Genomic DNA, 13,133 nt, shown 5'->3' on the forward strand with positions numbered 1-13,133 from the left:
CCGGCGGCCTTCCGGTTCACTCGCCCTTGTCGAGCGAGATGTCCGGCGCGGTCGGCACCTTCATGCCGACGACATGATAGCCGGCGTCGACATGCATGATCTCACCGGTGATGCCGCGCGACATGTCCGAGACGAGGAACACCGCGGTCTCGCCGACCTCCTCGATGGTCACCGTGCGGCGCAGCGGGGAGTTGTATTCGTTCCAGCGCAGGATGTAGCGGAAATCGCCGATGCCCGAGGCGGCCAGCGTCTTGATCGGCCCGGCCGAGATCGCGTTGACGCGGATCTTCGAGGGGCCGAGATCGGCGGCGAGATACTGCACGCTCGATTCCAGCGCCGCCTTCGCGATGCCCATGACGTTGTAATGCGGCATCCACTTCTCGGCGCCGTAATAGGTCAGCGTCAGCAGCGAGCCGCCATCCGGCATCAGCTTCTCGGCGCGCTGGGTGATCGCCGTGAAGGAATAGCAGGAGATCAGCAGCGACTTGGAGAAATTCGCCTCGGTGGTCTCGACATAGCGGCCGGTGAGCTCGTCCTTGTCCGAGAAGGCGATGCAGTGGACGACGAAGTCGAGCTTGCCCCAGAGCTTCTCGACCTCGGCGAAGACCGCGTCGATCGTGGCGCCGTCGGTGACGTCGCAATGGCCGACGACATGGCCGCCGAGCTCCTTGGCGAGCGGCTCGACCCGCTTCTTCAGCGCATCGCCCTGATAGGTGAAGGCGAGTTCCGCGCCCGCATCCGCCGCTGCCTTGGCGATGCCCCAGGCGATGGACCGGTTGTTCGCGACGCCCATCACGAGGCCGCGCTTGCCCTTGAGGAGATTGGCGGTCGGCGAAACGGCGTTGGAATCAGGCATGGGGGACCCGCAGATAAACGAGGAGCAGGTCTCTTAGAACAGTCGCGGGGAAGTGGAAACCGCTTTTGAACGCTGTCCCCACGCCTGGATTGCAGCCCCGCGAGGCCGAACCGGGCCTCGCCCAGGCCCGTTTCTTCGGCTGGCGGCTCGTTACTCGGCGCGCGCCTTCATCAATGCGGAGAGCTCCGCATCGCTCGCCGGCATCTCGATGTCGATGGCGACGAAGAGGTCGCCGGCGGCACCTTTCTCGCCCTTCAGGCCCTTGCCGCGCAGCCGGAACTGCTTGGTCGTGCCGGTCATCGGCGGAATGGTCATTTCCACGGCGCCGGTCAGGGTCGGCACATGCAGCGGCCCGCCCAGAACCGCCTTGGCCAGCGGCACGGCGACGCGCGTGCGCAGATCCTGGCCGTCGATGGTGAAGCGCGGATCGGGCTTGACCTTGATGGTCATCAGTACGTCGCCGGTCTCGCCGGAATAGGGATCGGTCTGGCCGAGCCCGCGCAGGCGCATGACCTTGCCGTCGCTCACCCCTTCGGGAATGGTGATCTCGACCTCGCGCCCGCCCGGCAGCTTGACACGCCGCGTGGCGCCGCTGACCGCCTGAGCCAGCGTCACCTCGAGCGTGAAGCTTTGCTCCGGCGGCTTCTGCGGCTCGGCCTTGCCGCGCGCGCGCCGGCCGGCCTCGCCGAAGAGCGAGGAGAAGATGTCGGAGGCATCGAATCCGGCGTCGCCACCACGGCCGAAAGGCGCGCCCTGGCCGAAATTGAACTCGAAGCCGCCGGCCCGGCCGCCGCGGCCGGCGCCCATCCCCTCGAAGCCCTGGAATTTCGGCTTGCCCTCGCCGTCGATCTCGCCGCGGTCGAACTGCTTGCGCTTGGTCTCGTCGCCCAGCACCTCATAGGCCGTGTTCAGCTCGGCGAACCTGTCCTGCGCCTTCGGATCGTCCCGGTTCGCGTCAGGGTGCAGCTCCTTGGCGCGGCGACGGAAAGCCTTCTTGATCTCCGCATCGCTCGCGCCGCGGGCGACGCCCAGAACCTGATACGGATCGCGCATCCAAAAACCTCGTTTCCACGCAAGACTAGGACGGCCCCGTCTGCCGGCAAGCCGTCCGCTACGCCTTATCTGGGGATGGTGTGGCCCGTACGCAACATCGTGCGGGATACGCTTCCGCTCCCGCCTTACCGGCCGAGGCGAATGGCCCGGGCGGATGCTCTAGCCCAGCCCCTTCCAGGGCTCCATGTCCTTGACCGCCCAGTCTCCGCCCGAGGGGCGGCAGGCGGTGCCTTGCAGCTTGAGCGGCCGGGTCTGCGTCTGGACGCTGGCGATGAAGGCCCGGCAGATTTCGTCGGCGCGCAGGAACGGGCCGCCGACGGGCACGAAGGAGCCCTTGATGCCGGTTTGCGGATTGTCCCAGGAGACGGCGGCGCCATTGCCCTGCGGGTCGAGCGCGACCGACATGGCGCCATCCGCCCGGCGCAGATCCTCGGGGCCGAGCTCGCTGGCGAGGGTGCCCAGCCCGGCGGCCTTGTCCGGCCCCCGGCTCGGCAGGATGGCGGAGGTCGTCGCGACCTCGTCCTCGCTCTTGCTCGACAGGCCCAGGATCGGGAAGGACACCGAGCAGCCGGCGGCCAGCAGCCCCAACGCGACGGCGGCGACGCATGAGCGCATGGGCGCCACGCAGCGAGGAAGGCTTTGGAACGCCTCCGACCCTGCCCTATATAAATCAGCCGCCCGAAACCGGATCACTTTGCGCTCGCCCAACGCCCACTTCCAATTGCTGAGGATTAGACTGTGCAACCGTTAACGAGCGGTGACTTCACCGAGGAAAACGAGCCTTTCGCGCTGTTTCAGAGCTGGTTGGACGAGGCGGTGAAGTCCGAGCCCAATGATCCGACCGGCATGGCGCTCTCCACCGTGGACGGCGATGGAATGCCCAACAGCCGCATGGTTCTGCTCAAGGGGCATGGGCCGGACGGCTTCGTGTTCTACACCAATACCGAGAGCCAGAAGGGCGAGGAACTGCTCGGCCAGCCCAAGGCCGCGGCTCTATTCCATTGGAAGAGCCTGCGCCGGCAGATCCGCATCCGCGGCACGGTCGCGCTCGTCACCGATGCCGAATCGGACGCCTATTTCCGGTCTCGCCCGCGCGACAGCCGAATCGGAGCCTGGGCCTCGCAGCAGTCGCGCCCGCTGGAGAGCCGCTTCGCACTGGAGAAGGCCGTCGCGAGCTATGCGCTCAAATTCGGCGTCGGCGAGATTCCGCGCCCGCCTTATTGGCGTGGCTTTCGCATCACCCCGGTCTATATCGAGTTCTGGCGCGACGGGGCCTTCCGCTTGCACGACCGCATCATCTTCCGCCGGGGCTCGCCATCCGAGCCCTGGACCAAGACGCGCTTCTACCCTTGATGCCGCGCTTCTACCCCTGAAGACACGCCTCTGCACTTGAGGACTCAAGACCCATGGCGATGCCGAAATTCGACTTTCCCAAGACTGAAGCCGGCAAGCGCCCGGTCATGCTGCTGACCGGCGCGAGCCGGGGCATCGGCCATGCCACCGTGATGCAGTTCGCCATGGCGGGCTGGCGCATCCTGTCCTGCTCGCGCCAGGCCTTTTCCGAGAAATGCCCCTGGCCGTCGGGGGCCGACGACCACATCCAGATCGATCTCGGCGATCCCGAGGACACGATGCGCGGCATCGCCGAGATCAAGAAGCGTCTCGCCGCCGAGGGCGGCAAGCTCAACGCGCTCGTCAACAATGCCGGCATCTCGCCGAAGGGGGCGAAGGGCGAGCGGCTGGGCGCCGCCACCACCTCCTTCAACGACTGGCACCAGGTCTTCCAGGTCAATTTCTTCGCGCCGATCATGCTGGCGCGCGGGCTCCTCGACGAACTGACCGCCGCGAAGGGGGCGATCGTGAACGTCACCTCGATCGCCGGATCGCGCGTCCACCCCTTCGCCGGCGCGGCCTACGCCACCTCCAAGGCCGCGCTCGCCAGCCTGACCCGCGAGATGGCCGCCGATTTCGGGCCGTTCGGCATCCGGGTGAACTCGATCTCGCCGGGCGAGATCGACACCGCCATCCTCTCGCCGGGCACGGAAAAGATCGTCGCGACCTTGCCGATGAAACGGCTCGGCAAGACAGAGGAGGTTGCCAAGGCGATCTACTTCCTCTGCACGGATGCATCGAGCTACGTCACCGGCTCGGAGTTGCACATCAATGGCGGGCAGCACGTTTGAGCCGGAGCCGCGCCCGATGACGGCGGGGGACGGCCAGGTCATCCGCTTCCCGGCGGTCGGCAAGGCGCCGGCGCGACCGGTTCTGGCCGCCTCCGTCGCGGTCTTCCGCGACGGCAAGGTGCTGCTGGCGACGCGCACCAAGCCTCCGGCCGACCGGCTCTGGTCCCTGCCCGGCGGCAAGGTCGAAGCTGGGGAGACGCTCGAGGAAGCTGCCTTGCGGGAGCTCGAGGAAGAGGTCGGCGTCACCGCCCGCATCCTCGGCTTCAACCGCCATGTCGAGATCTTCGGCCGCGATGCCAAGGGCGACGTGACACATCATTTCGTCGTCGCCTCCTTCATCGGCGAATGGCTCTCCGGCGAGCCGCGTCCGGGGCCGGAGGCCGGCGCGGTGATGTGGGCCGATCCGCTGAGCCTCGGCGGTCTCGCCACCACGCGCGAGCTTGGCGAGGTGCTGCGCCGCGCCCACAAGCTGTTCACCGGGGGAGCCTCGGTGTGAGGGCGCTCGCCGCCGCGCTCGCCATGGTGCTCGCCGTCGCGCCCGTGGCGGCTCTCGCCCAGCAGCGCCCCGCCGCTCCGGCAGCGAAACCCGCACAGGGCGCGAAACCGGCCGAGCCCGTGCCGCCGGAGCCGGATGGTCCGCCCTACGAGCCGCAGCTCCTCCAGCTTGCCGAGATCATGGGCTCGCTCGCCTATCTGCGCACGCTCTGCGGCGGCAAGGAGGCTCAGGACTGGCGCGATCGCATGGCGGCCCTGATCGACGCCGAAGGCCGCACGCCGCTGCGGCGGGACCGCTTGACGGCCGCCTTCAACCGCGGCTTCAAGGCCTATTCGCTAACGCACCGGACCTGCACCGACGCCAGCCAGGAGGCCTCTTCCCGCCTCGCCGACCAGGGCCAGCAGCTCTCGCGGATGCTCGCGGGGCGCTATGGCGGATAGGCAACAGATGTTGCACGAATGCGATGTTCGGTGGAATTCTTGCGGTCGCGTTAACCTTTCCTAAACACCACGCTGGCGTGCCGCTCTGGCACGGCCTATGACGGGAACGTCATCAAACGTCGCGATCCGGGGCAGAACCGCCGCGATTCGCTCCAGCCAGAGGCAGCAGAGTCCCGTCTCGATGTCGATCCTTTCAGACGACCCGATGCTCGACCCGAACCTCCCCGAGGACCATGGCGACGCTCGCCGTGTTGCCTACGGTTATGTCGAGGACGCCTTTGCCGAGGGCCAGCAGGATGGGCTGGATTCCGACGCCATGGCCCACGCCGCGCTCTTCGCGGCCCTGCGCACCCTGGTCGAGACCTATGGCGAGGAGGCAACCGCCGTCTTCACCGAGGCTCTGCCCGAGAAGGTCCGCTGCGGTGCCTTCACCAGCGGCACGCGGCACTAGCCGGCAGCCGCCCGCGCCTTCACGGCCCGCTCGGCCATCAGCGCCTGCTCCTTGACGTTACCAGTCAGCGCGACCGCCTGCTCGAAGGCCTCCGCCGCCTCCCGATGCCGGCCGAGCTTGGACAGAAGATCGCCGCGCACGCTCGGCAGCAGGTGATAGCGCTTGAGCGCGGGCTCCGCCGCCAGCGCCTCGACCAACTCCAGCCCCGCCGCCGGCCCCTCCGCCATGGCGACCGCGACAGCCCGGTTCAATTCCACGATCGGCGACGGCGCCACACGGGAGAGCACCGCATAGAGCGCCGCGATTCGCGCCCAGTCGGTCTCGTCGCCCGTCCGGGCGCGGGCATGGCAGGCGGCGAGCGCGGCCTGCAGCAGATAGGGGCCCGGCGAAGTCGCCGCGAGCCGCTGCGCCCGCTCCAGCGCGGCCAGGCCGCGCCCGATCAGCAGCCGGTCCCAGCGGGCGCGGTTCTGGTCGAGCAGCAGGATCGGCTCGCCGTTCGGGCCGGTCCGCGCCCGGAGCCGCGAGGCCTGCAGCTCCATCAGCGCCACCAGCCCGTGAACCTCCGGCTCCTGCGGCGCCCGCGCCGCGATGATGCGCCCGAGCCTGAGCGCTTCCTCGCACAATACCGGGCGCACCCAGTCGTCGCCGGACGTCGCGGCATAGCCCTCGTTGAAGATCAGGTAGACGACCTCCAGCACCGAGGCGAGGCGCTCGCCGAGCTCCGCCCCGGCCGGCACCTCATACGGCACTCTCGCATCGCTCAACGTCTTCTTGGCCCGCACGATGCGCTGCGCCATCGTCGGCTCCGGCACGAGGAAGGCGCGCGCGATCTCCTCGGTCGTCAGGCCGCCGATGAGCCGAAGCGTCAGCGCCACCCGCGACTCCTGCGACAGCACCGGATGGCAGGCGGTGAAAATCAGCCGGAGCAGATCGTCGCCGACCTCGTCATCCAGCGCCGCATCGAGATCGGGCATGGACGGGCCGCCGTCTTCGAGATCGCGGCCGAGCTCTTCCTGCTTGCGCCGCGCCATCGCCTCGCGACGGGCTGCATCGAGCGCGCGATGCTTGGCGACCTGCATCAGCCAGGCGGCGGGATTGCGGGGAACGCCCTCTTCCGGCCATTGCTTCAGCGCCGCGACCAGCGCGTCCTGCGCCAGCTCCTCGGCGCGGCCGATATCGCGCGTCAGCCGCACCAGGCCGGCAATCAGCTTCGGCGCCTCCATGCGCCAGACCGTCTCGACGGTGCGGTGTGTATCGCTTGCCGACATGGGAAGCGATACACACCATCAGCAGCCTGCGCTGGCAAGCGGCGCGCTTCGCGTGCCGTTCAGCCCTTGCCTTCCACTTCGCCCTTGAGGCGATCCCACTGCGCCGCGGTCTCCGGCGTGACGATCTCGCCGAAATCGGCCAGCTCGAACAAGGGCCGGATCTCGATCTCGGACGGGCCGGGCATCGGGTTGGGGCAGCGCTTGACCCAGGCGATCGCCTCGTCGAGCGAGGCGCATTCCCAGAGCCAGTAGCCGGCGACGAGCTCCTTGGTCTCGGCGAAGGGCCCGTCGACGACGGAGCGCTTGGCGCCGTCGAACTGGACGCGCGCGCCCTTCGAGCTGGGCTGCAGGCCGTCGCCGCCCTTCATGATGCCGGCTTTCACCAGCTCTTCATTGTAGGCCATCATCGCCTCGAGCAGCTCCTGGCTCGGCGGAGCGCCGGCTTCGCTGTCCTTCGTCGCCTTGACCATCACCATGAAACGCATCGGTTTTCTCCTTTGGAGGGACGGAGGCATCGCCTGCACCGCCCGTTGAGTTGGATGTGGGAAACCTAGCCGGGTCAGCCGGGGCGCTTCTCGAATTCGGCGCGCAGGTGTTCTTTCCGTTCGCGCCGTTCCGGCGTCACCAACTCGCCGAAATCCTCCATCTCGAAGACGGGCCTGAGCTCGATTTCGGTGCCACCGTCGAAGGGCGCGCGCTTCAGCCACTCGACGGCCTCGTCGAACGACTTCACCTGCCAGAGCCAGAAGCCGGCCAGCAGCTCCTTGGTCTCCGCGAAGGGGCCGTCGGTGATCGCCCGCTCGCTGCCCGAGAAGCGCATGCGCAGCCCCTTGGAGGTAGGCTGCAGGCCTTCCGCGGCGAGCAGGATGCCGGCCTTGATCAGTTCCTCGTTGTAGGCGCCCATCTTCGCGAAGACGTCCGGGTCCGGCATCACGCCGGCTTCGCTGTCCTTGCTGGCCTTGACCAGAACCATCACACGCATCGGTCTTCTCCTTGGGTTTGGGAGAACCGGGCGGCTTCGGCGAGAACCGCCGAAACCCGTTCTCTGACTGCACGTCGAACGGGCGCGGCTGGAATCGACAGCGCCGGGAATCTTTTTCCGTTTTTTTTGCGGAGCCGCCCGCGTGCTCGTGCAGAGCCGAACGCGGGCGACACCGATCCGTTTCAGGCTCCGCGCGGCAGCGCCTCCAGGAAGCGGGCCGGCTCGCCTTGCGACGGCGTCGTCAATTCGCCCTCCCACATCACTTTCAGGCCGCGCACATAGGTGCCGACGGGCCAGCCCGTGACGGTGACGCCGTCATAGGGCGTCCAACCGCATTTCGAGGCGATCCCGTCATTGGTGATGGTGTGCTTGCGCTTGAGGTCGACGATGGTGAAGTCGGCGTCGTAGCCGACCGCGATGCGGCCCTTGCCCTCCAGCCCGAAGATGCGCTGCGGCCCGGCGCTGCTGAGGTCGACGAAGCGCTCCAGCGAGAGCCTTCCGGCATTCACATGGTCGAGCATGATCGGCACCAGCGTCTGCACGCCCGGCATGCCGGAATGGCTCTCCGGATAGGGGTGGTGCTTTTCCTCATGCGTATGCGGCGCATGGTCCGAGCCGAGCACGTCGACGATGCCCTGCTCGACGCCCCACCAGATTCCCTGACGATGATAGTCGTCGCGGATCGGCGGGTTCATCTGGGCATAGTTGCCGAGCCGCTCGTAGCAGTCGGGCGCGACGAGGGTCAGGTGGTTCGGCAGCACCTCGACGGTCGCGACATCCTTGTGGTCCTTGAGGAAGACCATCTCCTCGGCCGTCGAGATGTGCAGGATATGGACCCGGGCGCCGGTCTCGCGCGCGATCCGCACCAATCGCGTCGTGCAGGTCAGCGCCACCTCGGGCGAGCGCCAGACCGGATGGCTCGACGGATCGCCTTGAACGCGCAGGCCCATGCGCTCGCGCAGCATCATCTCATCTTCGGAATGGAAGGCGGAACGACGGCGCGTGCGCTTCAGGATCTCGGCGACGCCCTGGTCGTCCTCGACCAGCAGGTCGCCGGTCGAGGAGCCCATGAACACCTTGATGCCGGCCGCGCCCGGCAGCCTTTCGAGATCGGGCACATCGGCCGCGTTCTCATGCGTGCCGCCAACCCAGAAGGCGAAGTCGCAATGCATGCGATGCCTGCCGCGCCTCACCTTGTCGGCCAGCGCCTCCGGCGTCGTCGTCTGGGGAATCGTGTTCGGCATCTCGAAGACACAGGTCACGCCGCCGAGCGCGGCCGCGCGCGAGCCGGCCTCGAGATCTTCCTTGTGCTCGAGCCCGGGCTCGCGGAAATGCACCTGGCTGTCGATCACGCCCGGCAGGATGTGCAGGCCGTAGCAGTTCACGACCTCGCCGGCCGAGGCCCGGCTGAGATCGCCCAGGGCCATGATCTTGCCGCCGGTGATGCCGATGTCGCGCGTCACGCGGCCATCCTGATTGACCACCGTGCCGCCCTTGAGGATGACGTCGTAGGTCTGGGGCATGGCGGGTCTCCGGGAGGTTGAGCAAAGACGGGATGCAGCCTACCTATCGGCCAACGCGCCGTCCCGGAAGCCCAAACAGTTTTCGGTGGCGACATCATCCCCATTCGGCTGACGAACCTCGACCCGACATCAGAACTGGACCGGCTGCCCATGTCCGCCACAAGATTGATCGATCGCGGCGTCATCCGCGTCAGCGGCGAGGATGCCCGCGACTTCCTCCAGAACATCGTGACCAACGAGATGGACGAGGTGACGCCGGAGCGGGCCGGCTATGGCGCGCTGCTGACACCGCAGGGCAAGATCCTCTGCGATTTCTTCGTCGTCGCGCTGCCGGCGGAAGATGGCGGCGGCTTCCTGCTCGATACGCCCCTGCTCCAGACTGCCGATCTGATGAAACGCCTGAAGCTCTACAAGCTGCGCGCCAAGGTGGCGCTCGACGACCTGACCGAGTCCAGCGCCGTCCTCGCCTCCGCCGATGGTGCGCCGCTGCCGGCCGATGCCGGCTTCGTCTATGACGACCCGCGCCTGCCGGCGCTCGGCCAGCGCGCCATCGCGGATGCGGCCGGGATTGACAGCCTCGTCGATGCCGAGCCGGAGGCTTATCACGCCCGCCGCATCGCGCTCGGCGTGCCCGCAGGCGGCCGCGACTTCGCCTATGGCGAGACCTTCCCGCATGAAGCCCTGCTCGACCAGCTCGGCGGCGTCTCCTTCAAGAAGGGCTGCTATATCGGCCAGGAGGTCGTCTCCCGCATGCAGCATCGCGGCACCGCTCGCACCCGCGTCGTGCCCATCGTCTTCGACGACGGCATCGCCACCGAAACCGGTGCCGAGGCGACAGCCGGCGGCAAGACGCTCGGCACCATCGGCTCGGGCGCGAACGGCAAGGCGCTCGCCCTGCTCCGGCTCGACCGGCTGGCCGATGCGCTCGCAGCCGGGCAGACGCCGCTCGGCGGCGGCCTCGCCTTCCATCTGGCGGAAAAGCCGGGCTTCATCCGCTTCCCCTTCCCCGGCGAGCCAAGCTTCGGCGTCGCCGCAGGAGCCGTCCTATGAGCGAGACAGCTCTCCTGAGCGAGGCAAGTGTCTCCAGCGAGGAACGCATCGCCATCGAGGGGCCGGACGGCAAGTTCCGCTGCCGCTGGCCGGGCACCGATCCGCTCTACCTCGCCTATCACGACACCGAATGGGGCGTGCCGGAATATGATTCCCGCGCGCTCTGGGAGAAGCTGATCCTCGACGGCTTCCAGGCCGGGCTGTCCTGGATCACGATCCTCAGGAAGCGCGACGCCTTCCGCGCCGGCTTCGCCGGCTTCGAGCCCGAAGCCGTCGCCCGCTTCACCGAAGCCGACGTCCAGCGCCTGCTCGCCGACCCCGGCATCATCCGCCATCGCGGCAAGATCGAGGGCACGATCAAGAGCGCCCAGGCCTATCTCAGGCTCAGCGAGCGCGAGCCCTTCGCCGACTTTCTCTGGAAGCATCTCGACGGCCGCGTGCTGCAGAACAGCTACCGGACGCAGGGCGAGGTGCCGACCCAGACCAAAGTGTCCGAGACAATCTCGAAGGAGCTGAAGAAAGCCGGCTTCGCCTTCTGCGGCCCGACCATCGTCTACGCCTTCATGGAGGCCTGCGGGCTGGTCAACGACCACCTGACGGGCTGCTTCCGCTGGAGCGAATGCGCAGCGCTCGCGCGCGACAGCCGCCCCGCCGCCTGATGCCCCGCGCCCCCGAACAGCCGCGCGCTTGGCAGCGCATGCTCTCGGGCCGGAGGCTCGACTTGCTCGACCCCTCGCCGCTCGATGTCGAGATCGAGGACATCGCCCATGGCCTCGCCCGCGTCGCCCGCTGGAACGGCCAGACGCGCGGCGCCCATTCCTTCTCAGTCGCGCAGCATTGCCTGCTGGTCGAGGCCATCGCCGGCCATCTCAATCCCGACTGGAGCGACGCATGGCGAATGATAGCGCTGCTGCACGATGCGCCGGAATACGTCATCGGCGATATGATCTCGCCCTTCAAGGTGGTGATGGGCGACGCCTATAAGAGCGTGGAACTGCGTCTTCTGACGGCGATCCATCTGCGCTTCGGATTGCCCGCCGCGACGCCCGCTTTGCAGAAGCGCAGGACCAAGGAGGCCGATACCATCGCGGCCTTCTTCGAGGCGACGCAGCTCGCCGGCTTCGGCCGGCAGGAGGCGCTCAAGTTCTTCGGCCGGCCGCAGGCGCTGCCGCCCGCGGTTCTCGCCTGGCTCGAGCCGCTCGACACCGAGACGGCGCAGGCGCGTTTCCTGGCGCGCTTCGGTGAGCTTACTGCGTCAGCCGAACCTGGCTGATCTCGTTCGCGATCGCCTTGAAGATAGGGCTGAGCTGGGAGGCGGACGTAACCTCGTAATATTTGCTCTGATCCGATGCGCAGTTCTGCAGCAGCGTCGCGTTCCCGTCCATCACGCGGATGGTATAGACGGTGATGCCCGCGTTCTTGATACCCGTGCAGGCAAGCGCCGTCCGCGAGTCGATCGCCGACTGGGAGGTGGTGAACCTGTTTTGAGTATTGTCGCCGTCCGTGAGCAAGATCATGTATTTTTTCAGCCGCGGCGTTTCCGCAGGCTTCGCCTCCGTGAAAGGCACGTCCGTCGAAAGCGTCGCCCATCCCCATACCGCGCCGATCGTGACGTTGGTGTTGCCCACCGGGGTCATCGTATTGATCTTGCTCGACAGCGACGTCCAATCGGACGTCAGGCCCATCGCCTCGACGAGCGAACTTTGGCCGCACCAGGTCGCCGGATAGGCTTGCGCGTTGGAGGCCGTGGCGCCGCCATCGGTCACGTCATAGTTCTGATCCCGGTCGGCAATGCAGCCTTCACTGTTCGCCCAGGTTGCCTTGGTCAGCGTCTGGAGCTGCGTGCAGGTCTGGTTCTTTTTCCCTTGCCCGGTCGGAACGCAGTTCGACACATCGCTGCCGATCTTGGTATTGGTGTTCGCAAACACGCAGTTCTGGCCCTTGGTGTCGCAAGTGACGCTCACGTTCACGTTACGGGTCATCCCGTAGCGGATCCACAGCTCGTCCTTGAGACTGCGGGAGATCCGGACCTGCGTATTGAAGGGGACGATCGAGATCCTGATCTGATCCGTCTCCTGGGTGGAGTCTTTCATGATCTGGATCAGATCTAGCGACGCCTGCTTCAGCGCTGTCATCTTGCCGCTCTGGGCCATCGAGCCGGTGTTGTCGAGCACGAGAGCAAGCTCGATGGTGTTCAACCCCCAGGTCGACTGGCTCGAGCTGGACACAGCGAGATTGTCGGAGCCGAGGACCCGCGCGATGGTCGTCGGCACCTGCGCGTTGGCCACGATTTTGACGGTGCGCGCCGTGCGGTCGATGCTGACCTGGGCACTGGTGAACTCGCTTTTCACGTCGGCCGGCAGGTTGTCCTTGAGCCAGGCATTGACCCGTGCGGTCAGCTGCACATCGGTGAGCTTCTGAGCATCGCGCGCCGCCATCAGGGCGGCGGAGTCGAGCGCGGCGTTCAGCGACTGCCGGGCGTTGCTGGCGCGCGAATAGTCGACGGCTACGCCGACAACCCCCATCAGCGGCACCAGGGAAAGCCCGAACAGCATCATGATGTTGCCGCTCTGGTCCTTGCGGAACCGGCCCATCATGTCACGCAGGGAACCGAACTTGCTCATTATCCACTCACCCCCGGCCGAATTGACACATTCGACGGGGCGAGCCTTGGGCGCCGGAACTTACAAATTACTAAAACCGATTTGAGGAAGTCGAACCTATCTGCGCATTTTGAGGGAAAAGCCGATGCCCTTACGTCATATCGCGCTAACTTAGCCGAGAAAACAACCTTGGCGCGCATAATTCCTCTCCCTCTCGGCATGAGAGAT

At 67.0% G+C, this 13,133-nt stretch carries 16 protein-coding genes; 8 read left to right on the plus strand and 8 right to left on the minus strand.

The window, feature by feature from the left end:
- Positions 1-16 precede the first annotated feature (16 nt).
- From fabI to GGC47_RS09205, 3 genes are all read right to left on the minus strand, one after another.
- Positions 17-856, minus strand: a complete 840-nt coding sequence (gene fabI / locus GGC47_RS09195) for an enoyl-ACP reductase FabI (RefSeq protein ID WP_038359560.1) — start codon at positions 854-856, stop codon at positions 17-19.
- A gap of 150 nt (positions 857-1,006) precedes the next feature.
- Positions 1,007-1,909, minus strand: coding sequence for a DnaJ C-terminal domain-containing protein (locus GGC47_RS09200; RefSeq protein ID WP_038359563.1), 903 nt, complete (start codon positions 1,907-1,909; stop codon positions 1,007-1,009).
- A 159-nt stretch (positions 1,910-2,068) separates the two neighbouring features.
- Positions 2,069-2,524, minus strand: coding sequence for an RT0821/Lpp0805 family surface protein (locus tag GGC47_RS09205; RefSeq protein ID WP_112764455.1), 456 nt, complete (start codon positions 2,522-2,524; stop codon positions 2,069-2,071).
- A gap of 123 nt (positions 2,525-2,647) precedes the next feature.
- Here GGC47_RS09205 and pdxH point away from each other — a divergent pair, with 123 nt between their 5' ends.
- From pdxH to GGC47_RS09230, 5 genes are all read left to right on the plus strand, one after another.
- Positions 2,648-3,262 carry a pyridoxamine 5'-phosphate oxidase gene (gene pdxH, locus GGC47_RS09210; protein ID WP_142021930.1) on the plus strand — a complete coding sequence of 205 codons (615 nt, stop codon included), beginning with the start codon at positions 2,648-2,650 and terminating at the stop codon, positions 3,260-3,262.
- Between the two features lie 53 nt (positions 3,263-3,315).
- Complete coding sequence (locus GGC47_RS09215) at positions 3,316-4,092, plus strand: SDR family NAD(P)-dependent oxidoreductase (RefSeq protein ID WP_370954495.1); 777 nt, start codon at positions 3,316-3,318, stop codon at positions 4,090-4,092.
- Between the two features lie 16 nt (positions 4,093-4,108).
- Positions 4,109-4,588, plus strand: coding sequence for an NUDIX hydrolase (locus GGC47_RS09220; protein ID WP_051987629.1), 480 nt, complete (start codon positions 4,109-4,111; stop codon positions 4,586-4,588).
- Positions 4,585-5,028: a TIGR02301 family protein gene (locus GGC47_RS09225; protein ID WP_370954496.1), complete on the plus strand. Its 444-nt coding sequence runs from the start codon at positions 4,585-4,587 to the stop codon at positions 5,026-5,028. The genes GGC47_RS09220 and GGC47_RS09225 overlap by 4 nt, the downstream gene beginning before the upstream one ends.
- Before the next feature lie 181 nt (positions 5,029-5,209).
- Entirely contained in the window at positions 5,210-5,479 is a 270-nt protein-coding gene (locus tag GGC47_RS09230) for a hypothetical protein (protein ID WP_370954497.1), read from the plus strand.
- On the opposite strand, the gene GGC47_RS09235 is transcribed toward GGC47_RS09230, so the two are convergent.
- The 4 genes from GGC47_RS09235 to GGC47_RS09250 form a co-directional block, all read right to left on the minus strand.
- Positions 5,476-6,747: an RNA polymerase sigma factor gene (locus GGC47_RS09235; RefSeq protein WP_142021931.1), complete on the minus strand. Its 1,272-nt coding sequence runs from the start codon at positions 6,745-6,747 to the stop codon at positions 5,476-5,478. The two genes, GGC47_RS09230 and GGC47_RS09235, sit on opposite strands and share 4 nt — an antisense overlap.
- Before the next feature lie 59 nt (positions 6,748-6,806).
- Positions 6,807-7,232 (minus strand): YciI family protein, encoded by a 426-nt coding sequence (locus tag GGC47_RS09240; protein WP_142021932.1) that lies wholly within the window; start codon positions 7,230-7,232, stop codon positions 6,807-6,809.
- 74 nt (positions 7,233-7,306) lie between these two features.
- Positions 7,307-7,729 carry a YciI family protein gene (locus tag GGC47_RS09245; RefSeq protein ID WP_112764458.1) on the minus strand — a complete coding sequence of 141 codons (423 nt, stop codon included), beginning with the start codon at positions 7,727-7,729 and terminating at the stop codon, positions 7,307-7,309.
- A 182-nt stretch (positions 7,730-7,911) separates the two neighbouring features.
- Positions 7,912-9,252, minus strand: a complete 1,341-nt coding sequence (locus tag GGC47_RS09250; protein ID WP_142021933.1) for a dihydroorotase — start codon at positions 9,250-9,252, stop codon at positions 7,912-7,914.
- Positions 9,253-9,402: 150 nt separating this feature from the next.
- Between GGC47_RS09250 and ygfZ the strand changes: the two genes are divergently transcribed.
- The 3 genes from ygfZ to GGC47_RS09265 are packed head-to-tail and all read left to right on the plus strand — an operon-like array spanning position 9,403 to position 11,575.
- Positions 9,403-10,302 (plus strand): CAF17-like 4Fe-4S cluster assembly/insertion protein YgfZ, encoded by a 900-nt coding sequence (gene ygfZ / locus GGC47_RS09255; protein ID WP_142021934.1) that lies wholly within the window; start codon positions 9,403-9,405, stop codon positions 10,300-10,302.
- A complete protein-coding gene (locus GGC47_RS09260; RefSeq protein WP_142021935.1) occupies positions 10,299-10,961 on the plus strand; it encodes a DNA-3-methyladenine glycosylase I in 663 nt (220 codons plus the stop codon). Before ygfZ ends, GGC47_RS09260 begins: the two co-directional genes overlap by 4 nt.
- Entirely contained in the window at positions 10,961-11,575 is a 615-nt protein-coding gene (locus GGC47_RS09265) for a YfbR-like 5'-deoxynucleotidase (protein ID WP_142021936.1), read from the plus strand. Before GGC47_RS09260 ends, GGC47_RS09265 begins: the two co-directional genes overlap by 1 nt.
- On the opposite strand, the gene GGC47_RS09270 is transcribed toward GGC47_RS09265, so the two are convergent.
- A complete protein-coding gene (locus GGC47_RS09270) occupies positions 11,550-12,926 on the minus strand; it encodes a TadE/TadG family type IV pilus assembly protein (protein WP_185747947.1) in 1,377 nt (458 codons plus the stop codon). The two genes, GGC47_RS09265 and GGC47_RS09270, sit on opposite strands and share 26 nt — an antisense overlap.
- Positions 12,927-13,133: the final 207 nt, after the last annotated feature.

Source organism: Allobosea sp. OAE752 (genome assembly GCF_050433265.1).
Lineage (GTDB): Bacteria > Pseudomonadota > Alphaproteobacteria > Rhizobiales > Beijerinckiaceae > Allobosea > Allobosea spartocytisi.